The organism is Streptomyces sp. NPDC002092 (genome assembly GCF_053593775.1).
The window spans coordinates 337,520-359,449 of sequence record NZ_JBSFDG010000006.1 but is presented as its reverse complement, the minus strand read 5'-3'; the positions used below and the strand labels follow the sequence as shown (position 1 = coordinate 359,449).

At 71.3% G+C, this 21,930-nt stretch carries 19 protein-coding genes and 1 pseudogene; 13 read left to right on the top strand and 7 right to left on the bottom strand.

Annotated features, from left to right (window positions below; translation table 11 throughout):
- Positions 1-196 precede the first annotated feature (196 nt).
- Positions 197-1,357 carry a CapA family protein gene (locus ACWCRD_RS16680; protein ID WP_450966531.1) on the top strand — a complete coding sequence of 387 codons (1,161 nt, stop codon included), beginning with the start codon at positions 197-199 and terminating at the stop codon, positions 1,355-1,357.
- Position 1,358: 1 nt separating this feature from the next.
- Here ACWCRD_RS16680 and ACWCRD_RS16675 read toward each other — a convergent pair whose 3' ends face one another.
- Positions 1,359-1,832: a MarR family winged helix-turn-helix transcriptional regulator gene (locus ACWCRD_RS16675; RefSeq protein WP_450966530.1), complete on the bottom strand. Its 474-nt coding sequence runs from the start codon at positions 1,830-1,832 to the stop codon at positions 1,359-1,361.
- Between the two features lie 57 nt (positions 1,833-1,889).
- On the opposite strand from ACWCRD_RS16675, the gene ACWCRD_RS16670 reads away from it, so the two are divergent.
- The 5 genes from ACWCRD_RS16670 to ACWCRD_RS16650 all read left to right on the top strand — a co-directional run bounded on the left by ACWCRD_RS16670 (position 1,890) and on the right by ACWCRD_RS16650 (position 5,994).
- A complete protein-coding gene (locus ACWCRD_RS16670) occupies positions 1,890-2,705 on the top strand; it encodes an alpha/beta fold hydrolase (protein WP_450966529.1) in 816 nt (271 codons plus the stop codon).
- A gap of 448 nt (positions 2,706-3,153) precedes the next feature.
- The gene (locus ACWCRD_RS16665; protein ID WP_450966528.1) at positions 3,154-4,092 is read left to right on the top strand and encodes an alpha/beta hydrolase; all 939 of its coding nucleotides are present in this window, start codon (positions 3,154-3,156) and stop codon (positions 4,090-4,092) included.
- Between the two features lie 10 nt (positions 4,093-4,102).
- Positions 4,103-4,840: a helix-turn-helix transcriptional regulator gene (locus ACWCRD_RS16660; RefSeq protein WP_450966527.1), complete on the top strand. Its 738-nt coding sequence runs from the start codon at positions 4,103-4,105 to the stop codon at positions 4,838-4,840.
- 90 nt (positions 4,841-4,930) lie between these two features.
- Positions 4,931-5,350: a cytidine deaminase gene (locus ACWCRD_RS16655; protein WP_450966526.1), complete on the top strand. Its 420-nt coding sequence runs from the start codon at positions 4,931-4,933 to the stop codon at positions 5,348-5,350.
- A complete protein-coding gene (locus tag ACWCRD_RS16650) occupies positions 5,347-5,994 on the top strand; it encodes a class I SAM-dependent methyltransferase (protein ID WP_450966525.1) in 648 nt (215 codons plus the stop codon). Before ACWCRD_RS16655 ends, ACWCRD_RS16650 begins: the two co-directional genes overlap by 4 nt.
- Positions 5,995-5,997: 3 nt before the next feature.
- On the opposite strand, the gene ACWCRD_RS16645 is transcribed toward ACWCRD_RS16650, so the two are convergent.
- A complete protein-coding gene (locus tag ACWCRD_RS16645; protein ID WP_450966524.1) occupies positions 5,998-6,459 on the bottom strand; it encodes a universal stress protein in 462 nt (153 codons plus the stop codon).
- A gap of 90 nt (positions 6,460-6,549) precedes the next feature.
- Here ACWCRD_RS16645 and lysX point away from each other — a divergent pair, with 90 nt between their 5' ends.
- Positions 6,550-9,828, top strand: coding sequence for a bifunctional lysylphosphatidylglycerol synthetase/lysine--tRNA ligase LysX (lysX, locus tag ACWCRD_RS16640; RefSeq protein WP_450966523.1), 3,279 nt, complete (start codon positions 6,550-6,552; stop codon positions 9,826-9,828).
- 4 nt (positions 9,829-9,832) lie between these two features.
- On the opposite strand, the gene ACWCRD_RS16635 is transcribed toward lysX, so the two are convergent.
- A complete protein-coding gene (locus tag ACWCRD_RS16635) occupies positions 9,833-10,615 on the bottom strand; it encodes a hypothetical protein (protein WP_450966522.1) in 783 nt (260 codons plus the stop codon).
- A 289-nt stretch (positions 10,616-10,904) separates the two neighbouring features.
- Between ACWCRD_RS16635 and ACWCRD_RS16630 the strand changes: the two genes are divergently transcribed.
- Complete coding sequence (locus tag ACWCRD_RS16630; protein ID WP_450966521.1) at positions 10,905-11,753, top strand: polysaccharide deacetylase family protein; 849 nt, start codon at positions 10,905-10,907, stop codon at positions 11,751-11,753.
- A gap of 34 nt (positions 11,754-11,787) precedes the next feature.
- Here the strand turns inward: ACWCRD_RS16630 and ACWCRD_RS16625 are convergent, their stop codons facing one another.
- Positions 11,788-12,459, bottom strand: a complete 672-nt coding sequence (locus ACWCRD_RS16625; RefSeq protein ID WP_450966520.1) for a class F sortase — start codon at positions 12,457-12,459, stop codon at positions 11,788-11,790.
- Between the two features lie 331 nt (positions 12,460-12,790).
- On the opposite strand from ACWCRD_RS16625, the gene ACWCRD_RS16620 reads away from it, so the two are divergent.
- Positions 12,791-13,285: a hypothetical protein gene (locus ACWCRD_RS16620; protein ID WP_450966519.1), complete on the top strand. Its 495-nt coding sequence runs from the start codon at positions 12,791-12,793 to the stop codon at positions 13,283-13,285.
- 133 nt (positions 13,286-13,418) lie between these two features.
- Here the strand turns inward: ACWCRD_RS16620 and ACWCRD_RS16615 are convergent, their stop codons facing one another.
- Positions 13,419-13,973, bottom strand: coding sequence for a hypothetical protein (locus tag ACWCRD_RS16615; protein ID WP_450966518.1), 555 nt, complete (start codon positions 13,971-13,973; stop codon positions 13,419-13,421).
- 204 nt (positions 13,974-14,177) lie between these two features.
- A complete protein-coding gene (locus tag ACWCRD_RS16610) occupies positions 14,178-14,942 on the bottom strand; it encodes a bestrophin-like domain (RefSeq protein ID WP_450966517.1) in 765 nt (254 codons plus the stop codon).
- Between the two features lie 1,013 nt (positions 14,943-15,955).
- Here ACWCRD_RS16610 and ACWCRD_RS16605 point away from each other — a divergent pair.
- The 3 genes from ACWCRD_RS16605 (at position 15,956) to ACWCRD_RS16595 (ending at position 20,101) form a co-directional block, all read left to right on the top strand.
- Positions 15,956-16,918 (top strand): SCO0930 family lipoprotein, encoded by a 963-nt coding sequence (locus ACWCRD_RS16605; RefSeq protein WP_450966516.1) that lies wholly within the window; start codon positions 15,956-15,958, stop codon positions 16,916-16,918.
- Between the two features lie 238 nt (positions 16,919-17,156).
- The gene (locus ACWCRD_RS16600) at positions 17,157-17,969 is read left to right on the top strand and encodes an SAM-dependent methyltransferase (RefSeq protein ID WP_450966515.1); all 813 of its coding nucleotides are present in this window, start codon (positions 17,157-17,159) and stop codon (positions 17,967-17,969) included.
- Positions 17,966-20,101, top strand: coding sequence for a putative bifunctional diguanylate cyclase/phosphodiesterase (locus tag ACWCRD_RS16595; protein ID WP_450966514.1), 2,136 nt, complete (start codon positions 17,966-17,968; stop codon positions 20,099-20,101). Before ACWCRD_RS16600 ends, ACWCRD_RS16595 begins: the two co-directional genes overlap by 4 nt.
- 14 nt (positions 20,102-20,115) lie before the next feature.
- Here ACWCRD_RS16595 and ACWCRD_RS16590 read toward each other — a convergent pair whose 3' ends face one another.
- The gene (locus tag ACWCRD_RS16590; RefSeq protein ID WP_450966513.1) at positions 20,116-21,345 is read right to left on the bottom strand and encodes an outer membrane protein assembly factor BamB family protein; all 1,230 of its coding nucleotides are present in this window, start codon (positions 21,343-21,345) and stop codon (positions 20,116-20,118) included.
- 141 nt (positions 21,346-21,486) lie between these two features.
- Here ACWCRD_RS16590 and ACWCRD_RS16585 point away from each other — a divergent pair.
- A pseudogene (locus ACWCRD_RS16585) lies at positions 21,487-21,858 on the top strand (nuclear transport factor 2 family protein); the annotation flags it as partial.
- Positions 21,859-21,930: the final 72 nt, after the last annotated feature.

The following is a 21,930-nucleotide window of genomic DNA, read 5'->3' as shown; positions in this document are numbered from 1 at the left end:
AGGGTGCCGCCTCGGGACAGGGTCCGTGCCGGGATCTGCGGCGGACGGTCGATCGCGTCGACGAACGGTACGACGAACGGTCCCGCGCGCCCGTTCGCGGGCACCGGACGGGTTAATCGGGACGGCGCGGTTGTTTGGCCGCGCATTCAGGTTCGTACCTATTTATGCGTAAATCTGACAACAGTGGGGTGAGCTGATGATTGCACGGAGACGACAGGTTGCCCTGGCCCTGATGGCCGTACTGACCGCGGGCGCGGCCTGCCAGGCACAGCATCGGCCGGCTTCCACCCGTGACGGTGGCCCGGGGGCGCCGGCGGCGTCCGCGGCCCGCACCTTCACGCTGGTGGCCTCCGGCGACATCATCCCGCACGGCTCGATCATCGACCGCGCCCGCTTCGACGGCGGCGGCACCGGCTACGACTTCCGGCCGATGTTCTCCGGCATCAAACCGGTCGTCTCCCGCGCCGATCTGGCGCTGTGTCACATGGACACCGTCTACGGGGCGAACGGCCACTACGCAGGCCGCTCTCCGTTCACGTCCCCGCCCGAGATCGCCCAGGGCCTGGCCGCCACCGGCTACGACGGCTGCTCCACCGCCTCCGACCACAGCCTCGACGACGGCACCGACGGCGTCCGCCGCACCCTCGATGCCCTGGACGGCGCGGGCGTGCGGCATGCCGGTTCGGCCCGCACCGAGGCCGAGGCACACACCGTCACGATCCTGCGCGCGGGCCCCGCCAGGGTCGCCCACCTCGCCTACACCTTCGACACCAACGGCATCCCGCTGCCCCAGGGCGCGCCGTGGGCCGTCAGCCTCCTGAACGGGAACAGGATCATCGAGGACGCCCGGGCGGCCCGGCGGGCGGGCGCCGACGTGGTCGTCGTCTCCGTGCACTGGGGCACCGAATGGCAGGACGCGCCCGACCAGCAGCAACTCGCCCTGGCCCGGCAGCTCACGGCCTCCCGCACCGGCGGCCGCCCCGACGTCGACCTCGTCCTCGGCACCCGCGCCCATGTCCCGCAGGCGTACGAGAAGGTCAACGGCACCTGGGTCGTGTACGGCCTGGGCGATCAGATCGCCGGCGAGATGTCCAACAGATCGGGCGCCCAGGACCCGCGCGGCAACGAGTCCACCCTGGGCCGCTTCACCTTCACCCGGCCCGCCGGAGAGGGCGGCCGTTGGGAGGTCACCAAGGCGGAGTTCGTCCCGCTGGCGTTCGACGTCGACGCCGGGCGGGCGGTGAACCTCAACCAGGCCATCGCCCAGGGTGCCGAGGTGAAGGCCGTGCGCGACGCGATCCGCAACGTGGTGCTCAGCAGGGGCGCGGCGAAGGACGGGCTGACCATGGGGCAGTAGGTCAGTCGACGTCCACGTGGTCCAAGGCCTTCAGCATCTCCCTCAACACCCGCACGGTCGCCCGCAGTTCGGCATCCGTCAGATCGCCGCCGACCTGCCGGTTGAGATGGTGCTCCCGGCCCAGGATCGCGTTGATGGTCGCCCGGCCCTCGTCTGTGATCCGGATCAGCAACGACCGTTGGTGCGCGGGGTTGGGGATGGCCTCGACCCATCCCTGGGCCGCCGCGTCGTTGACCATCCGCTGCACGAACTGCCGGCTCAGCGCCAGGATCCGGCCCATCTGAGGCACCGTCATGGGGTCGCTCTGCCGAAGCAGGTCCAGTACGGCGCGTATGCCGACGGAGACCCCCTCGACCGCCTCGCCCTGCTCGACCTTGCGAACGGCTCGCCGGTACAGCGGGCCGACCAGGTCGAACACCTCGGTCAGACGGTGGCCCAGCTCGTCGGGGGTGAGGGGCTTGTCGATGTCGTTCACCCGTCCATCATGACATCCCGGTTGTCAAATCCCTTCGAAGATGACACCTTGGTTGTCATGAATGGTGCTTCGGACGTTCGCCTCTTCCCGTCCCTGGACGGTGACCTCGCCTACCTCGACACGGGCTCCGGTGATCTCGTCGTCCTCCTCCACTCCGGGTACGTCGACCACCGCGTCTGGGACGACCAGACACCGGCCCTCGCCGCCGAGTACCGAGTGATCGCCCCGGACGTACGCGGCCACGGATCCTCCGCCAACGCCACCAAGCCGTTCCGCTGGGCCGACGACCTCGCCGCCCTGCTCCGACACCTCGACGCGGGCCCCGCGGTCCTCGTCGGCCTGTCGATGGGCGGCGTGATCGCCACCGACACCGTGCTGGAGTACCCCGAGCTCGTGCGCGCGGTGGTCACCTGCGGCGCGGCCACCGGCGACTTCCAGTACACCGACGACTGGACCCGTCAGATCCAGGCCGAGTACGCCCGCACCCTGGGCGCCGGCGACGTCGAGGGCTGGCTCGAAGCGTTCGTGCGGGTCGTGCCCGGCCCCTACCGCGGTGCCGACGATGTCGCCCCGGACATCGCACGCCGGTTGAAGGAGATGGCCTTCCGCACCATCTCCAAGCACTCTCCCGACGAGAAGGACTGGCACGTGCGCGTGAGCGACTCCTGGTCCCGCCTGCCGAAGATCGACGTCCCGGTGCTCACCGTCAACGGCACCCTGGAGCCCCCCGAGCTGCTGGAGGCGGCCGAACGCCTCGCGCGCACCGTCCCCGACGGCCGTGCGCAGACCGTCGAGGACACCGCCCACTACCTGAACATGGAGAAGCCGGAGGTCTTCAACAAGATCCTGCTGGAGTTCCTCCACACTCTCTAGGAGCGGCCCGGCGAGCGGGACGGGCTCGGGGGGCGGACGCGGGCGGATGACTCGGGTGCAGGGAGGCGGAAAAGCGGAGCCAGGCCCCTGCACAGCGAGGCCGGAAACGCCAAGGCGTCGTCGCAGGCCGGTCCAGCCCGCGCCGTCGCCGACCGCTCCTTGGTGCAGCCCGACCGCCGGTCCCCCGGCGGCCCGATTGCCGACGGCGCCGCTCCGGCCGGCAACTGCGTCCCGCACCCGCCGAGCCGCAGCACGGCCACCACACCGAGCGCGGCGGCCACGACCGCCCCGCGCCCGCCACGTCTACCAGCTGATTCCATCAGCGCTCAATCCCCCCCCGTGTCGCACCGGTGCAGTCCGGGCCGACGCAGAACTCCAGCTGCCGTGACGCAGTTCACCGGAAAAGGGCGACAGGGTGTTGTCGCGGACGGCTGCGAGGGTCGGCGTCATGACCATCACAGACGAGGACTGCCTCGCCGAGACCCTGGCCTTCAACGAGCACTTCGAGGCCACTGCCGCAAGCCGCCCGCCCCGCGGACAGACGCCGGACGCGAACGTGCTGGCGCTGCTGCGGCGCAACCGGCTGGGCGGCCACACACCACCGGTACGCCTGCCGCAGGGCCGAGACCGCGTCGTTGCGGGCGGCGTCGGGGTCCGGGTGTTCGTGCCGGACCAGATCGACGGCGTATATCTGCACCTGCACGGGGGTGGCTGGGCGATCGGCTCCGCGGGCGGGCAGGACGAGAGGCTGTGGCGGCTTGCCGTGCAGGCGCGGCTGGCGGTGGTGAGCGTGGAGTACCGCCTGGCGCCGGAACACCCGTTCCCCGCCGGACCCGACGACTGCGAAGCGGCCGCCCGGTGGCTGGTGGAGCACGCCGCAGCCGAGTTCGGCACCGGGCGGCTGCTGATCGGCGGCGAATCGGCCGGAGCCCACCTGAGCGTCGTCACCCTGCTGCGCCTGCGCGACCGGCACCGCATCACCGGCGCGTTCCGTGCGGCGCAGCTGCTCTTCGGCCCGTACGACCTGTCGATGACGCCGAGCCAGCGGTCGTTCGGCTCGAAGCGGCTGCTGAGCAACACCGAATCGCTGCGCGGCAGTTATGAGCTGTTCACCCCGGGAATGGCGGCGGAGCAGCGCCGCGACCCGGAGATCTCGCCGCTCTTCGCCGACCTGACCGGGCTGCCGCCCGCCCGGATCGTCGTCGGCACCGAGGATCCGCTGCTGGACGACTCGCTGTTTCTGGCCCAGCGGTGGCAGGCGGCGGGTGCTTCCGTCGAGCTCGGGGTCGTCGCCGGGGCGATGCACGGATTCACCCTGTTCCCGTTGACCGTCACCGAGCGGGAGCAGGCGCGGGAGCGGGAGTTCCTTGCCGCGGCGGGACGGTAGCGTCGGGCCCATGAACCGCACTGCCCGGCTCTATGCGCTGGTGGAGGAGTTGCGCGCGGCGGCGCCGCGGTCGCTGACGGTCGCCGTACTCGCCGCCCGGTTCGAGGTCAGCACGCGCACCGTCCAGCGCGATCTGCAGGCGCTGATGGAGTCGGGTGTGCCAGTGCGCACCACGCCCGGGCGAGGCGGGGGCTGGACGATCGACCCGGCGACGACGCTGCCTCCGATGCACTTCACCGCCGACGAGGCAGCGGCGTTGGCCGCCGCGCTGGCCGCGGCCGACGCCGCTGCTCCTTATGCCGGGGCGGCCCGTACGGCGTACCAGAAGATCGTGGCCTCGATGACCGGTCCCGGCTCGGCGGCGGCCCGGGAACTCGCCGCACGGATCGTCGCGCTGCCGGCGCGGACCGATCCTGCCGTCCGCGCCGCCGTGGAGCGGGCCCTCACCGATGCCAAGGTGCTGCGCCTGTCCTACGTCGACGCGGCCGGACGCGAGAGCGAGCGCGAAGTGGAGCCGGCCGGACTGCTCACCGCCGGGGGCCGCTGGTACCTCATCGCCTGGTGCCGCACCCGGCGGGCCGGCCGGGGCTTCCGCCTGGACCGGATCACAGCGGCGGCCACCACCGGCGAGCAGACACGCCCCCTTGACCTGGCCGACCTGCTGCACGGCTCGGCAGCTGCCGACGCGGTGCCGCCCGCCGCACTGGCCTCCCTATCCTCGCGGCCGGCCGGCTCCGGCCGCCGGTAGGAGTAGCCGAAGCAGATCCCGGTGCCGATCAGGAACCACACCGCGAAAGACCCGTCCACGACCGGCCGTTCCCCCGGCTACCGTGCCGACATGCCGATGCGAACCCAAGACCTCGATCGCGAACTGATCCAGGCCGCAGCCCAGGTCGCCCGTACCCGCTGCCGGGGCGACAACCACACCATGGCCGCGGCCGCCCGTGCCCGGGACGGGCGGATCGTCACCGCCGTGAACGCCTATCACTTCACCGGAGGCCCCTGCGCGGAGCTGGTCGTCATCGGTGCGGCGGCCACGCAGGGCGTCTACGAGCTGGACACGATCGTCGCGGTGGGCGATCGCGACCGAGGGGTCGTCCCTCCGTGCGGGCGATGCAGGCAGGTGCTGCTCGACTACTTCCCGGCCCTGAAGGTCATCGTCGGCCAGGGCGACCGCCTCCGCGCCGTCCCCGTCACCGAGTTGCTGCCGGAAAGCTACGTCTGGTCCGACCACCAGCTCGACACCGAACCCGCATGAACGAGCCCGGCGGCCAGGCCGCGTACTGGAACGGCCCCGGCGCCACCAAGACGTTCACGCACCCGGTGCACCACCCGTGGCTGGCAGGGGTGGAGCAGGACGCCCGCATCCTCGACTACGGCTGCGGATACGGCCGGGTGGCGGCCGAGTTGCAGGACCGCGGGTTCAGCCGGGTGTCCGGGGTGGACCCGTCGCCCCGTCTGGTCGAGCGGGGCCGCAGAGCGAGGCCCGACCTGTGCCTGGAGGTCCTGCACGCCCCGCCGGTCCTGCCGCAGGCCTCGGCAAGTGTCGACGTCGTCATGCTGTTCGCGGTGCTCACCTGCGTTCCCGACGACGCCGCCCAGCGGGCCCTGGTCGCCGAGCTGGTCCGCGTCCTGGCACCGGGCGGCCTGCTGTACGTCAGCGATCTGCTCCTGCAGAACGACGAACGCAACCGGGACCGCTACACCGCCCACGCCCGCCGGTCCGGCACGCCGTACGGGGTGTTCACCACCGACGACGGCGCCGTCTGCCGGCACCACGACATCGCCGGCCTGCGTGCCCTCCTGGCCGGTCTCGTCCCGGTGGCCGAGCGCCGGATCGACGTCCTCACCATGAACGGCCACCGCACGCAGGGCGTACAACTGCTCACCCGCAAGCCGTGAGCCTTATGGCACCACCGTCACCGGCCACCGCCCCGCCTTCACCAGCCGTACGGCCACCGAACCGACGATCCGGTGCCCGGCCTGCTCGGAGGCGCCCACCACCACCGCGTCCGCCTTCAGCTCGTCCGCGGCCTTGACCAGGCCGCTGTAGGGGTCGCCGCGGAAGGTATGGAACTCCCAGCGGACCTCGTATATCCCCTTGAGCCGCTCGGTGGCGTCCCGGATGTAGGTCTTCAGGTCCTCGGCGATCTCGTCCGTGGTCTCGGCGACCGGTGCGCCCATGGCCGCGCCCGCGGCCATCACCGGCTGCACATAGACCACGGCGAGCAGCGCACGCTGGCGCCTGGCCAGGCCACCGGCATATGCCGCGGCGCGCATCGAGGAGTCCGAGCCGTCCACCCCGACCACGATGACCTTGGGCCCGTCCGTACCCCGCTCGAACTGGTGCGAGTGCTGTTCCGTCACGGCTGTGAGGCTATCGGAAACCGCAGGTCCCGCCGCCGTGCGGGGGCTCTCGACGGGCGAGGCGGCCGAGCCCTTCCTACAGTCGGAACCATGAGTGCCACAGCGGAGGCCTCCCCGCCCAAGGACCCCCCGGGCCCGATACGGCCGCCCGGCAGCGGTCCGATGAGCAAGGTGCCCGAGGCTTTCGCGGCCTTCTTCGGCGCCCTCGGCCTGCTGTGCGGCCTGCTGGCCCTCATCCCTCCGCTGCGCATCGTGCTGCGCCCGGTGGTCCGCTTCCTCGACGAGCTCATCGTCCCGGCCAGTGCCAATCTCGCCTACGCCGTCTTCCTCTTCCTGCTCGCCGCCGCGATCGCCGCCCGCAAGAAGATCGCCTGGTGGCTGGTGGTCGTCTACCTCGGTCTGCTCGCCCTGGACGACATCCTCGGCGTGGTGCTGGGCCTGTATCTGGAGTCCGTCCCATCCCTCGTCCTGTGCGGTCTCGCCCTGACTGTGCTGATCGTCGCCCGCAAAGAGTTCTACGCCGCCTCCCGCCGCGCCGCCGTACGCCGGGCCCTGGGGGTGCTGCTGGCCGGGATCGCCGTCGGCATCCTCGTCGGCTGGGGCCTGGTCGCCCTCTTCCCCGGCACCCTGCCCGAGAGCCAACACCTGCTGTGGGCCGCCAACCGCGTCTGCGGCGGCCTGGTCTCCAGCAGTTCCTTCGACGGCCGCCCGCCCCGCGCCCTGTTCTTCCTGCTCGGCCTGTTCGGCGCGCTCGCCCTGCTCAACGCCGCCACCACCCTGTTCCGTTCGCAACGCCTGGAAGGCGCCCTGCACGGCGACGAGGAGCCCCGTATCCGCGCCCTGCTGAAGGCCTACGGCGAGCAGGACTCCCTCGGCTACTTCGCCACCCGCCGCGACAAGGCCGTCGTCTTCTCGCCCAGCGGCAAGGCCGCCGTCACCTACCGCGTCGAGGCCGGTGTCTGCCTCGCCAGCGGCGACCCCGTCGGGGACCGGGAGGCCTGGCCGCACGCCATCGCCGCCTGGCTGGACGTGGCCCGCCGGCATGCCTGGGCGCCCGCCGTGATGGGCGCCTCCGAGGACGGCGCCAAGGCCTTCGCCCGCGCCGGCCTCGGCGCGCTCCAACTCGGCGACGAGGCGATCCTGTACGTACCCGACTTCGACCTCGACGGCCGCGACATGCGCGTCACCCGGCAGGCCGTGCACCGGGTGCGCCGCACCGGCGCCCACTGCCGCATCCGCCGCCATGCGAGCCTCACCGACGAGGAGATGGAGGAGGTGATCGACAAGGCGGACGCCTGGCGCGACACCGAGACCGAGCGCGGCTTCTCCATGGCCCTGGACCGCCTTGGCGACCCGGCCGACGGTGACTGCCTCCTCGTGGAAGCCCTCAGCGAGGACGGCCGCCTCCTCGCGCTGCTCTCCTTCGTGCCCTGGGGCCGCGACGGCGTCTCCCTGGACCTGATGCGCCGTGACCGCAGCGCCCCCAACGGCGTCATGGAGTTCATGGTCGCCGAACTGTGCGAGGCGGCACCGAAGCTGGGGATCCGCAGGATCTCGCTGAACTTCGCGGTCTTCCGTTCGGCCTTCGAGGAGGGCGCCCGTATCGGCGCCGGACCGGTGCTGCGCCTGTGGCGCCGCCTGCTGCTGTTCTTCTCCAGGTGGTGGCAGCTGGAGGCGCTGTACCGCTCCAACGCCAAGTACCAGCCGGAGTGGTACCCGCGTTTCATCTGCTACGGCGAGGCGGGCTCCCTCGCCCGGATCGGGCTGGCCTCCGGCATCGCCGAAGGTTTCGTTTCGGTACCGTCCTTGCGCAAACTCTGGGGAAAGGGGCACCCGAAGGGCGCGTCCAGGCCCGCGACCACCGAGGGCCTGCCGTCGCTGTCGGCGCTCGGCCTCGACGGAGGGGGCGAGGCCGGGCCCGGCGAGCCCCATGCCGGCCTGCCCGAACAGGTCCGCATCCGGCACCGCACCCTCGACCGGCTGCGCGCCGACGGCATCGACCCCTACCCGGTCGGCATCCCGCAGCGCACCCACGCCCTCGCCGACGTCCGCGAGGGCGAGCAGGTCACCGTCGCCGGCCGCGTCATGCTGCTGCGCGACTTCGGCGGCATCGTCTTCGTCACCCTGCGCGACTGGTCGGGCGACCGCCAACTCGCCCTCACCCGCGCGGACTCCGGGCCTGCCCTGGACCGCTTCACCGCCGACTCCGACATCGGCGACCACATCACCGCCACCGGCCGGGCCGGCGTGAGCGACAAGGGCGAACCGACCGTCTTCGTCACCTCCTGGCAGCTGATCGGCAAGTGCCTGCGCCCGCTGCCCGACAAACACCGCGGCCTGGCCGACCCCGAGGCCAAGGTCCGCATGCGCTACCTCGACCTCGTCTCCAGCCCCGAGGCCCGCCAGGTGATCCGGGCCCGTTCCACCGCCGTACAGGCCCTGCGCCAGGGCCTGTTGAGCCGCGGCTACCTCGAGGTCGAGACCCCGATGCTGCAGCAGATCCACGGCGGCGCCAACGCACGCCCCTTCACGACTCACATCAACGCCTACGACCTCGACCTCTACCTGCGCATCGCCCCCGAGCTGTACCTGAAGCGGCTGTGCGTCGGCGGCCTGGAGAAGGTCTTCGAGATGGGCCGCACCTTCCGCAACGAGGGCGTCTCCTACAAGCACAACCCCGAGTTCACGATGCTGGAGGCCTATCAGGCCTTCGCCGACTACGACGTGATGCTCGACCTCACCCGCGAACTGATCCAGGGCGCGGCCATCGCCGCCTTCGGCGCGCCGATCGCCCGCAAGGACGGCCAGGAGTACGACATCTCGGGCGCCTGGCCGGTCAAGACGGTGCACGGCGCGATCTCGGAGGCGCTGGGGGAGGAGGTCGACGCGGACACGGAGCTGCCGGTGCTGCACCGGCTGTGCGACCGCGCCGACGTGCCGTACAAGCCGGAGGACGGCCGTGGCGATGTCGTACTCGAGATGTACGAACGCCTGGTGGAGGAGAAGACCCGGCTCCCCACCTTCTACAAGGACTTCCCGACCGACGTCTCGCCGCTGACCCGCCAGCACCGCAGCGACCCTCGGCTCGCCGAGCGCTGGGACCTGGTCGCCTTCGGCACCGAACTGGGCACCGCCTACTCGGAGTTGACCGATCCGGTCGAACAGCGCCGCCGCCTCACCGCCCAGTCACTGCTCGCCGCCGGCGGAGACCCCGAGGCGATGGAACTCGACGAGGACTTCCTGGACGCCCTCGAATACGCCATGCCGCCCACCGGGGGCCTGGGCATCGGCGTCGACCGGCTGGTCATGTTCCTCACCGGCCTGACGATCCGTGAGACGCTGCCGTTCCCGCTGGTGCGCCGCCGCTGACCGCTCAGGGCCGCGGCGGGAGCAGCAGCCGCAGGTCGTCTCCCCAGGAGTCGAGGACCCCGCCGTGCCCTGCGGCCCGCGCGGCCCGCGCGAGGTCACCGAACAAGGCCCGCTGGGTGTGCGGATCGCCGTCGGCCAGGATGCGGCGCAGCACCGGCAGCAGCCGTCCGGCGCTCCACCGGTCGTCGCCGAGGGGCTGCCGCTCCAGCTCCCACTGCAGGTACTTGTTGTACGGGCGTACCCGCCGGTGCAGGGCGAAGAGCACCTCCAGCGCGTACGGCACGCTCTCGGCGGCATCGAGGTGCCCCATCGCCTCGCGGCCGTCGCGGTAGCTCTTCAGGGAGCGGTAGGTCTGGTTGACGTAGGCGTCGAGACAGCCGGCCGCGGCGGTGTGCGCCTCGTCGGGGTGCAGGGTCCGTTTGCGGTCGAGTACGGCGGCGATCTCGCCGTCCAGCCGGTCCAGGAGCACCCGTGCGTGGACGTACGAGTACCGGCTGAAGGCCGCCGGGTCGCCTGGCAGTCCGCGTCGGCGGAACTCGGCGAGCGTGATGACCACCAGGTCCAGATGGGCCGAGCGGAACCCGTCGAGCCCGCTGAGCGGCGAGGCGTCGCGGTCGCGCAGCACGACGTGCAGATCGTGGTCGGAGTGGACGGTCGGCATCCCGTCGTGCACCTGGGAGCCGCTGAGGACCAGCCCGAGGACTCCGGGGTCGGCAGCGGCCCGGGCGACGAAGGCCGCCAAGGTGGCCTCGGGGGTGTCGCCGGAAGCAGGAGGAAGCGCAGGCATATCGGTGATCTCTCTGAGCGGAAGCGTGGACGGCCGACAGCCGAGGGCCGCGGACACGAGGACGGACCGGTTCGCTTCTGCGGCATCCGGGACGCCGCGCGGGAGATCACTGCACGGACCCGACCGTACCGGCGACGTGCCCATGGAGGAAAGCGAATTCGACCGCGCGGGCCGTCGTTACCCTGCCCGTCCGGGACACGCCCGGCGGCTTGGGCCGGGCGTGTGTTTTCCTGCCGCCGCTGCGGTGTCGTGAGGGGCCGTCGGTCCCGGTTCGGGCGACTGATGAGTCATGAAGAAGGATCAGTTGCTCACGAGGCGCCGGGTGTTGATCGCGGGTGCCGCCGCTCTGGGCGCGGCCGGTGCCGCCGGGGTGTTCGCGTCGGGCGGGGGCGATGAGACGGCTCGGCCCGTCGCTCCCGCGCCCGGCCCCGATCCCGCCCCTCAGGAGAGCCATGCGCTCGAGCCGTCCGACTACCGCCTCCAGCCGCTGACCGGGTACGAGCAGGTGCGCGCGGCACCCCGCAGGACCCGGGTACGGCACCAGCCGTTCCTGCGCGTGCGCGGACGCGGTCGCACCATGGTGCTGACCTTCGACGACGGGCCCGACCCCCGCTACACCCCGCACATCCTGGACACCCTCGCCGAGTACGACGTCCGCGCCATGTTCTTCGTGTGCGGGGAGATGGCCGTCGACAACCAGGACCTGCTGGCCCGCATGGCCGACTACGGCCACATCGTCGGCAACCACACCTGGACCCACCCTCTGCTGACCCGTCTGAAGCGGTCCCAGATCCGCTCCGAGATGGAACGCACCAGCGACGTCATCGAGAACGCCTACGGCGAGCGGCCCCTGTGGTTCCGCGCACCCTACGGCGCCTGGAACCGTGCGACCTTCCAACTCGGCGCCCAGATGGGCATGGAGCCCCTGGCCTGGACGGTCGACACCCTCGACTGGACCACTCCCGGCACCCGCACGATCGTCGACCGGGTCGAGGACGGAGCGGCCCCCGGCGTCGTGGTGCTCTCGCACGACGCCGGGGGCAACCGCTCCCAGAGCGTCCGGGCCCTGCGCCGCTATCTGCCGCACCTGCTGGAATCCGGCTACCACATCACTGTGCCCAGACGGCGGCACGCATAGCCGGATTCCGCCCGCCCGCCGGGCCGGGGCACGCTCAGCGGACCTCGACCAGGCGGGCGAAGACGACGACGTTCCCGTCGTAGCCGTGCTTCTTGGAGAAACCGCCGCCGCAGGTGATGACCCGCAATTCCGGGGCCCCCTTGGAGGCGTAGACGCGGTCGCCGGGGAAGTTGTTCTTCTCGAAGACCTCGATGCCGTAGATCTCGAACACGGCCGTCTTTCCGTCCTTGCGGGCGATCTCGACGCGATTTCCCTTCTTCAGCGCCCCGAGGTTGTAGAACACCGCGGGGCCCTGTTTGTTGTCGACGTGGCCGACCACCACCGCGGTGCCCTTCTCGCCGGGGGTGACGGCACCCGTGAACCAGCCGGCCAGGTTCGGATCCTCGGGGGGCGGCGCCCCGACCCAGCCGTCCGCGGCCAGGCCGACCGGCAACACCGGTGCGTCGACCCGGATCGTGGGGATCCTGACCCGGTCGGGCGGGGAGGCCGGCAGCGGCTGGACGGCACCGGCGGCGACGGCGGCGGGGGCGTGGGTGTCCGCCGCCGCCGCGGTGGCGGGCTGCGGCGGACCCACGTCGAACTCCCCCGAACCGTTGCGAATGAGGGCGATGCCGGTCAGCAGCACAAGCGCTATGACACCCCAGGGGGCGCGCTTCTTCCGTCGCTCCTCCTCTTCGGCCAGCTCGGCCAGTTCGGACGCAGACATTCGTTTCCCCTCTCGACGAGGCAGTCGCCGCGTCAATCGCGCATGACGCAAAGCTAAATGGCCTGTGCGAAACCGGCGACGGGGCGGATGCGAACGGGTGGCACGCCCGAGGGGGGTGCGCCATCCGAGTTGCCGTGGACAGGGAATTTCTGACGGTCCGTGACCTGCGGATATATGTGATTATCTGCTTATTGCTCGGCGTGTCCTCTCACCAGGACGGACCATCCCCGAAATGCGGGCACGTGCAGTGCATCTGACTGTCTTTCTGGGAGGCGCTTTCTCGCCGACATTGCCGGGGACGGAACCCGGGGCGCCTTCCGCGGAGGATCACATGAGTAGTCATCGTGCCCTGGCGGTCTCGGCCGCCGCGGTCGCCGTGCTCGGCCTCGCCGCACCGGCGGCCGTCGCCCGGGACGGCATGAACTTCAACCCCAGCAACATCGTCGCGCTGCCCAGTGTCATCGCCCGCGGCGGGCAGTTGACCATCACCGTCGACGGCTGCCCGGGCGGAGCCACCGCGACCTCGGACGCGTTTCCGAGCACGCAACTGATGACCGTCGGGGGCAGCAACACGGCGCGGGGCACCGCCACGGTGAACCGGGACGCGAGAAACGGTACGCACCCCATCACCGTCACCTGCGGCGGCAAGTCCCTGACCAATCCCGCCGCGTTCACCGTCATCGGCGGTGTCCAGGGCGGGTTCGGCGGCGGCAGCTCCACCGGGGCGACGCCGACCGACGTGGCCATCGGCGGCGGGCTCGTGGCCGCGGCCGTCCTCGCCGGCGGAGCGTTCTGGCTGCGCCGCAGGTCCGAGAAGCGGATCTGACCTCCCCTTCTTCGGAGAGCGGACCGCACATCGGCTTCGGAAAGCGGACCGCCGGTCAAGTCCGTGAAGGAGATCGCACGTTGAAGGGCCCTCGCCCCGATTCCCCCACAGGAACCGGGGCGATGGCCCTTTGTCAGGCACCTTCCTCGCCGCTGCGGCGGCGCGAGAGGTGGAACGCCGCGCCGACCGAGCCCATGATGAGGGCCAGACCCATGCCGAGTTCCCTGAGGTCGAACCCGGCGATGCTGCCGCCCACACCGGCGTGCACACCCCGGTGGGGGTGAGCCGGAACCGGAATGGGGTCGACCGGCACCGGGGTCGGGTGGTGCGGGCGGCCGCCCACGATGGTCAGATCCGTGGATCCGCTCGCGCCGTCGCAGGAGAACGTCACCTGATACACCGCACCCGGCTTCGCGTCCCGGTCCACCACCGCCGTCGCCCAGGACCGTCCCACCGGAATGACGACCGTGTCGAACACCACCGACGTCACCCTCGCAGGCCCCTTGCAGTCGCCGTCCCGGTTCACATGCAGCTTGACCTCACTGCCCGCCGCTGCGGTGGACGGCAGCACACTGAAGCCGAACGGCGTGATGTTGTGCCCGTCGTCCCGTGCGACGGCGGCGGGTGCGGAGAGAGCGAGGGCGCTGATGCCCAGCAGAGCGGCCGAAGCAATGCGTATCGCGCGCATGGTGGTTCCTCCGGTCCCCGAGGAGCAGTTGCGGACCCGTTCCGCTGTGGGGCTTGAATGCACCTCGATAACCGAAACGCTAGGAACGGGTGTCCGATCGCGCGATCGCTGTAGGGCGAATGGGGCAAACATGTGGGCCACCCAGGGGACGGCGGCGGCGTGGCGCCCTGTCCCCGGGTGGCCCGTCGTGTGACGGCCCGCCCGTCAGCCCCTGATGTGCGGGAAGAGGTTGAGGAAGGGTGCCGCCGACGCCGTGATGCCGCGGGTGTAAGGCGCGTCGAAGTCCCAGATGAGGAAGAGCAGGAACGCGATCAGGGCGGAGAACAGTCCCGCCAGGACCAGTTCGCGCATGGTGCGCCGGATCTGCAGCGCGAAGACCATGCCGATGGTGATCACGGCCCCGGCGAGCAGCCCGAACCACACCACGCCCGGCATGGTCGCCCCCATGGAGTTGGCCCGGGCGCTGCGGGCCTGGTCCGCCGCGGTGACCTGGTCGAGGAGCGGCTGGTAGGCCTGGGCCTCGAAGTCGGACTTCGGCTGGTAGTCGGTGACGTCCTGGCGGATGCGCTGGAAGAGCTCGTCGCCGCGTGGGGTGACATGCCCGTCCTTGTCCATCACCTTCCACTCGGTGTGCACGACGTGTCCGACATAGGCGTTGACATCGTCCCGAATACGGTCACGGGCCTCGGTCGGATAGACCCGCACCCGCTCCGAGATCTCGTGCAGCGCGACCGCCTCCGACTGCACATGGTCCTGGGCGGCGCTGCGCCCCTCCCACACCCCGGCGATGGCCAGGCCCAGGACGATGGCGTACACCACACCGATCCACATCGTCATGTACTCGATGACGTCCGGGGTCTCGCTGGGGTCCTCGTCCTCGGGCGCGGCCCGGTGCCGTACGAAGGTGACGATGATCACCACGGCGCAGGCGGCCAGCATCGCGAGGGTGAGAACAAGCCATTCCGACAAGAGATTCCTCCTGGAATCAGCGCGGCCGCAGCGCGGCGACGGCGATCACGGCGGGAACCGTGATGAGCAGAACAAAGACGAGGGGTGAAGGGCCGCCGCGCGGCGACCACTTGGGGGCCGGCGCCCGGTAGCGCGGATAGGCCACCGGCGCCTGGGCGTGCGGGGGTGCTGGCTTGGCCGATGGCCTCGGGGGGCCGGGGGCCGGGGGCGGCGCGGCCGGGGGAGTGACACGCGGCCGCGGTGCCGTGGGCTTCGGAGCGGGCGGGGCAGGCGACGGCGGTTCCGGCTTCGGTGTGGGCTTCGGCTTCGGTGCGGGGGCGGGCGCCGGAGGCGGCGGCTTCGGCTCGGGCGGCGTGGGCTTGGGCGTCGGAGCCGGCGGAGGTGGAGGCGGAGGCGTCGGCGTCGGCGTGGGCACAGGGCAGACCGGCGGAGTCGGCCAGGCGAGGTCCCCGGCAACCGCAACGGCCTGAGTGCCGTCCGGCCCGACGGAGGCATACGCACAGGCATCGGCCGATGCGACGCCGGCCGGCGCCCCCACCAGGAGCCAGCTCAGAGACACCATGCAGGCCAGCCGCGCCCTGAAGGGGCGCGGGGCTGTGTTGAATTGCGGCTCCGCCGCGGGGCGCGACGAGCGACGACGAGTCCGCAGACAAAAGACGACCGATCGCCCCCCGTTCCGCGGAGCGCCACGCGCCAACGCCCGTGCAGCGAAGGCATTTTGAGTCGGTTCGAGTCCATACACGCCGAAGATCATGAACCCTGGTGCGCCGGGGCGCGCCGTATCGCGCCCCGATTGGCTCGAACGGGGGACGTTCCCCGCACGGCGGTTTGATCGCCGCGCACCCCGGCGCACAAAAAGGCGCACGTACGTGCGAACCGCTGCCCCGGCGCCCCAGGTTCAAAAAAGAAATTTGTGAGGCGGTTGAACACAACCGCGGGTCCCATTCGTACCCATGCTCGTGCGGCGACGCAGCAGGGCGCTGCAACACCTTTGCGATATTGGGGAGTTGACGATGAAGACCTCCTGGCGGAGCGCTTCACTCATGGCAAGCGCCGCGGCCGTACTGGCGCTGACGACGGCGTGCGGTCAGGAAAGCGGCACGTCCTCGGTGGGCAGCCAGAACGTGGGCGCCACCGCCCCGGCGGGCGGTTACGGCAGTGTCGGCGCAGCCGGTGCCGGTGCGAGCGCCAGCCCCAGTAATGGCTACGGTGCCGACGGCCAGAACTCCGGGGCCCAGTCCGCGGCCGCGGGCAAGCTTGCCGTCAGCCAGAACGCCGAGCTCGGCAAGGTGCTGACGGACGGCAACGGCATGACCCTGTACCGCTTCGACGAGGACACCGCCGAACCGCCCAAGTCCAACTGCGACGGCGACTGCGCCAAGGCCTGGCCGCCGGTTGCCGCGAACGACGCCGCGGCCGGCGCCGGCATCGACAAGGCGCTGCTCGGCGAGGTCACCCGGGCCGACGGCACCAAGCAGCTGACCATCGGCGGCTGGCCGGCGTACCGCTATGCGAAGGACACCAAGGCCGGGGACGTCGCCGGTCAGGGTGTCGGCGGCAAGTGGTTCGCGCTGGCCCCCGACGGGAAGAAGGCCACCCTGGCGAGCCTGCCCGGTCTGTCCGTGCGCAAGGACCCCAAGCTCGGCGACATCGTCGTCGACAAGAACGGCATGACGGTCTACCGCTTCCTGAAGGACGTGGCCTGGCCGAAGCCGATCTCCAACTGCACCGGTTCCTGCCTGGAGAAGTGGCCGGCGGTCGGGATCGTCTCGAAGGACGACACCAAGGGCATCGAGAAGAAGGGCCTGATGGGCTTCACCCGGCCCGACGGCGTCAAGCAGATGACCGTCGACTGCTGGCCCGCGTACACGTTCTCCGGCGACACCAAGCCCGGGGACACCAACGGTCAGGGCGTGGGCGGCACCTGGTACGCCATGGCGCCCGACGGAAAGCCGGTCGGCGCGCCGAAGAAGTAGCCATCACCTCCCCAGGGTTGATTGCACCGGACAGCGCGCTCGGCCCCGTCCGCCCCCTCCGCACCGCACGGAGGGGGCGGACCCTTTGGCGTTTTGCCGCTTTTCTACGGGCGAATGCGGCAAGTGCCGCAGGCAGTGACCGGGAACGGACGGTCAATTTCCGTTTGGGCTCGCCCCGTTGGCGGGCGATCAGTAGCCTCAGCTCGAACACCGGATCGCCTACGCCTTGGAGAGATAGATGGAGCGTCCCGCCTGGGCCCCCCGGAGCATCGACATCTCGGTGCCCAGTGTCTCGCGGATCTACGACTACTACCTGGGCGGTTCGCACAACTTCGAGGTCGACCGGGAGGCGGCCCGCAAGGCGATGGAGTTCATGCCGGGACTCCCGAAGATCATGCAGGCGAACCGGGCGTTCATGCGCCGCGCGGTCCGCTTCGCGGTCGGCGAGGGCATCGACCAGTTCCTGGACATCGGCTCCGGCATCCCCACCTTCGGCAACGTCCACGAGGTGGCGCAGTCGGCCGACCCCGGCGCCCGCGTGGTCTACGTCGACCACGACCCGGTGGCCGTCGCGCACAGCCAGGCGGTCCTGGCGGGCAACGAGGGCACGGGAGTCGTCGCCGCCGACCTCCGCAAGCCCCAGGAGATCCTCGCGAGCGCCGAAGTGGAGCGCCTGATCGACCTGAACCGGCCAGTGGCGCTGCTTCTCGTTGCCATACTGCACTTCGTGGAAGACGCGGACGACCCTTATGAGGCGGTGGCTCAGTTGCGCGACGCGCTCGCGCCGGGCAGCCTGCTCGTCCTCACGCACGCCTCGTACGAGGGCATTCCGCTGCCGGCGGAGCGGGCCGAGGGCGCGGTGGACGTGTACAAGGACATCCGCAATCCGCTGATCATGCGTTCGCGCGACGAGATCGCGCGGTTCTTCGAGGGGTACGACATGGTGGAACCGGGACTGGTGGCGCCGCCGCTGTGGCGGCCGCAGGAGGCACCGGAGGACGAGGATCCGTATGCCTTCTCCGGGTTCGCCGGCGTGGGGCGTACGGCGTGATCGCGGAGCCGGACGGGCAGCAGGACAGACTGCGCAGGTTCGCGACGATCTGGAGCCGGGCCGTGTTCCCGGTGACCTCGACGTCGCTGACCAGGCCGGAGTTCGAGGAACAACTCCTGCCGCTGGCCCGTCGGTTGAGCCGGGCGCTGCACACCCGCACCCTCGACGCGGACGCGGGCCGCGCGGTCGGTGCCGCCCTCGTCGCCGCGCACTGCACCGACCCGGACGCGCTGAGCCGCACCCTGGACTGCGTGGACGCCTATCTGGTGCTCTACTGCGGCGAGGACGGCGACCAGGAGGAACTGCGGGCGCGTTCCTCGCGGTTGCAGCACGCCATGGCCGCCGGGTTCGCCGAGGCGCTGCGCGAGCGGACGCTGGCCGAGCAGGAGGCGATCTCCGCGGCCGCCCTGAAGGCGCAGGGTGTCGTCGCGCAGGCCCTGCACGACACCGAGGCCCGCTTCCGCGCGGTCTTCGAGGGCGCGGCCATAGGAATCGGCATCGCCGACCTGGACGGCAACATCCTCCAGGTCAACGGCGCCCTGCTGCGCATGTTCGGCATCACGGACGCGATGGCCCACGGCCGAAAGGTCCAGGAGTGGACCCACCCGGAGGACGCGCCGCAGACCTGGAAGCTCTACGACGAACTCGTCCGCGGCGAGCGCGAGCACTACCACGTCGAAAAGGCCTTCTACCGGCCTGACGGAACGGTCCTGTGGACCAACCTGACGGTCTCCCTGCTGCGCGACGCGGACGGCGACCCGCAGTACCAGCTCGCCCTCATGGAGGACACCACCGAGCGTCGGCTGCTCAACCTGCGGCTGCGCTACGAGGCCACGCACGACGCGCTGACCGGCCTGCCCAACCGCACCTTCTTCTTCGAACGCCTGGAGAAGGCGCTGGGCGCCGGCCGGGGCCAGCGCTACGGCCTGTGCTACCTCGACCTGGACGGCTTCAAGACCGTCAACGACAGCCTCGGCCACGCGGCCGGCGACCGGCTGCTCGTCGAGGTCGCCGACCGGCTGCAGGGGTGTGCCACCGCGCCCGGCGAGATGGTCGCCCGGCTCGGCGGCGACGAGTTCGTGGCGCTGACCACCGGAACCGACACCGAGCGCGAGGTCGACGAGCTCGCCGCCCGCATCATGAACGCCCTCATCGCCCCGATCAGCATCGACGGCCGGGAGCTGACGGTGCGCGGTTCCATCGGCATCGTCGAGGGCCCGGCGGGCGAGCGCAGCCCGGCGGAGGTGCTGCGCAGCGCCGACATCACCATGTACCGGGCCAAGTCGGCGGGCGGCAACCGCTTCGAGCTCGCCGACGAGGAGGCCGACGCCCGCGCCATCACCCGGCACGGCCTGACCACCGCGCTGCCGGCGGCCCTGGACCGGGGCGAGTTCTTCATCGAGTACCAGCCGCTGGTCCACCTCGGCGACGGCAGCGTGCGCGGCGCCGAGGCCCTGGTGCGCTGGCTGCACCCGCAGCACGGCATCCTCGGCCCGGACCGCTTCATCCCGCTCGCCGAGCACACCGGCCTGATCGTGCCGCTCGGCCGCTGGGTCCTGGAACAGTCCGTCCGCCAGGCCCGCGAATGGCGAGAACGCTACGACGATGCGGGCCCCCTGCGCATCAACGTCAACCTCTCGCCCTGCCAGCTCACCCACCCCGGCCTGGTCCAGGACACCGTCGACATCCTGGAACGCACGGGCGTCGACCCGGACGCGCTGTGCCTGGAGGTCACCGAGTCGGCGCTGATCGGCGCCGACGACGACCTCCTCAAGCCGCTGCGCCGGCTGGCCGAGATGGGTGTCGACATCGCCCTCGACGACTTCGGCACCGGCTACTCGAACCTGGCGAACCTGCGCCGCCTCCCGGTCAGCATCCTCAAGCTGGACCGCTCCTTCACCCAGAGCATGCAGCAGTTCCCGGCGGACCCCGTCGACCTCAAGATCGTCGAAGGGATCGTCTCCCTCGCCCACAGCCTCGACCTCGCGGTGACGGTGGAGGGCGTGGAAACCGGAGCCCAGGCCGAGCAGCTGCGGATACTGGGCTGCGACACGGCCCAGGGCTGGTACTACGCCCGCCCGGGCCCACCGGACCGGCTGCATGAACTGGCGCTGGTGGACGCGACGGGCTGAGTCCCGCCCCGGTCCTACGGCAGCGGCAGCGAGCGCAGGGAGCCGTGGGTACGGGCCATGACGACGACGTGGCCCGTGTCCCCGCCCGGGGCGAAGACCAACGGGTACTCGCCGCCTCTGGTCTGCGAGTACGCGGCGGACATGCGGGGCGCGGCGGTTCCGGTCCCCTGCGGACCGGCGTGCAGGTCGATCGTGATCACGCGGCCCCGCGTGGTGGGGTCGTTGACGGGGGTGAAGGTCACGAACCGGCCGCCGGCCACGGTGGCGTCCGCCTCGGTGGCGTATGTGCTCCACAGTTTGCGGTCGTTCTCGAGGTCGTACGCGTACCAGTTGCCGGCGCTCGTGTCCTCGGCGCCGGCCTCGTACAGCACCAGGACGCCGTCGTCGGAGATCACCCCGCGTACGGGTTTGTCGATCGTGTTCCGCGGGGTCGGCAGCGGTTTCAGCGTCGCTGGATCCAGGCGCCGCATGGGCGGGAAGGTGTCCCCGGCGGACAACGGGCTGCCGGTGCAGACCAGGTAGTGCCCGCCGGTCACGAGGTGCGGGCACTCGACGCCTGTGGGGCTGGTCGCCACGGTGACGCCGGTGCGGGCGTCGCGGGCGGTGACCCGGGTGCCGTCGGCCGTGTAGACGCGGCCCCCGAAGGCGGCCAGGGGTTCGCCCGTGCTCCAGGCGATGGGCCGGTGCCACAGGGGCGTGCCGTCGGATGCGCGAACGGCGTCGAGGACGGCTGAGGTGCCGGTGAAGTGATGTGCGTGGAGAGCGTAAACGATCCCGTCCGCAGCGCCGAGGGCGAAGTAGGCGCGGCCGGTGGGCAGTCGATGGGTCCACGCCCGCGCACCCGTCCGCAGGTTCGCCGCGCGGAGCACACCCGCGACCCCCGTCACGGCCCGTTCCTCGGCCGCGTCGACGACCAGTCCGGCGCTCTTGCCGCGGTCGCCCGCGGGCACCGTCCAGGTGATACGGCCGTCGGCCCGCGAACGCCCCACCAATCCGCCGGAGTCGGTCGCGCACACCACCTGATGCGTCGTCGTGCCGCAACTGCCGTGGGCCTCCTTGCTGGACAGGGTCACCGCCCAGGCGCGCCAAGGCCCCGAGACGGCCCGGGAGGCCGTCTCCACCGTCGGTCCGGAGCCGTCCGACGGCGACGAGGCCGCCGGGCTCCTCGGTCCCCCCGACGTGTTCCCCGCGCACCCCACCAGCACCAGCAGTGCCGCGCCGACCGCAACGATCCGCTGCTTCATCCCCGCTCACCCCCGTGTGAGAGAACCCCATGCTACGACCGCTCAGCGCTCCAGTAGCATCCGCTGCAACTCCCGTGCCGCCCGCACGGCGCCGGGCAACCCGGTTGCGGACGCGCCGGGTTCGGGCGCGAGGATGCGTGGGTGAACGACGAAACCGACGCAGTGAACCAGGCGATCGAGGGTGAACTGAGCCTGCTGGATCCCGCCGTCCGCTCCTCCGCCGAGGGCGCCCGTCTGATCGACCCCGAGTTCGTGGAGGTCGGCGCCTCGGGCCGGCGCTACACCTATGAGGAGACCATCGCCGCGCTGCCCGACAAGCCGGGCAGTTCCGTGGACGGCCCGCGCTACGAGCCGTCGGACATCAAGGGGGTCCTGCTCGCGCCGGGCCTGGTGCACCTCACGTTCGAGACCGTCGTCGACGGCCGACGGGCCCGCCGCAGCTCCCTTTGGCGCAAACGGGACGAGGAGACGGGCTGGCGCATGTACCACCACCAGGGCACGCCGGTGCCTGCCGATTCTCATGGCGGGTTCGGCATCCACCGCCGTCACCTTCGCCCCCCGCTCACATGCACCGGCGGCAGCGGT

Coding starts and splice junctions, on each gene's coding strand:
- ACWCRD_RS16680 (WP_450966531.1), top strand. CDS start 197: ATGATTGCACGGAGACGACAGGTTGCCCTGGCCCTGATGGCCGTACTG.
- ACWCRD_RS16670 (WP_450966529.1), top strand. CDS start 1,890: ATGAATGGTGCTTCGGACGTTCGCCTCTTCCCGTCCCTGGACGGTGAC.
- ACWCRD_RS16665 (WP_450966528.1), top strand. CDS start 3,154: ATGACCATCACAGACGAGGACTGCCTCGCCGAGACCCTGGCCTTCAAC.
- ACWCRD_RS16660 (WP_450966527.1), top strand. CDS start 4,103: ATGAACCGCACTGCCCGGCTCTATGCGCTGGTGGAGGAGTTGCGCGCG.
- ACWCRD_RS16655 (WP_450966526.1), top strand. CDS start 4,931: ATGCCGATGCGAACCCAAGACCTCGATCGCGAACTGATCCAGGCCGCA.
- ACWCRD_RS16650 (WP_450966525.1), top strand. CDS start 5,347: ATGAACGAGCCCGGCGGCCAGGCCGCGTACTGGAACGGCCCCGGCGCC.
- lysX (WP_450966523.1), top strand. CDS start 6,550: ATGAGTGCCACAGCGGAGGCCTCCCCGCCCAAGGACCCCCCGGGCCCG.
- ACWCRD_RS16635 (WP_450966522.1), bottom strand. CDS start 10,615: ATGCCTGCGCTTCCTCCTGCTTCCGGCGACACCCCCGAGGCCACCTTG.
- ACWCRD_RS16630 (WP_450966521.1), top strand. CDS start 10,905: ATGAAGAAGGATCAGTTGCTCACGAGGCGCCGGGTGTTGATCGCGGGT.
- ACWCRD_RS16625 (WP_450966520.1), bottom strand. CDS start 12,459: ATGTCTGCGTCCGAACTGGCCGAGCTGGCCGAAGAGGAGGAGCGACGG.
- ACWCRD_RS16620 (WP_450966519.1), top strand. CDS start 12,791: ATGAGTAGTCATCGTGCCCTGGCGGTCTCGGCCGCCGCGGTCGCCGTG.
- ACWCRD_RS16615 (WP_450966518.1), bottom strand. CDS start 13,973: ATGCGCGCGATACGCATTGCTTCGGCCGCTCTGCTGGGCATCAGCGCC.
- ACWCRD_RS16605 (WP_450966516.1), top strand. CDS start 15,956: ATGAAGACCTCCTGGCGGAGCGCTTCACTCATGGCAAGCGCCGCGGCC.
- ACWCRD_RS16600 (WP_450966515.1), top strand. CDS start 17,157: ATGGAGCGTCCCGCCTGGGCCCCCCGGAGCATCGACATCTCGGTGCCC.
- ACWCRD_RS16590 (WP_450966513.1), bottom strand. CDS start 21,345: ATGAAGCAGCGGATCGTTGCGGTCGGCGCGGCACTGCTGGTGCTGGTG.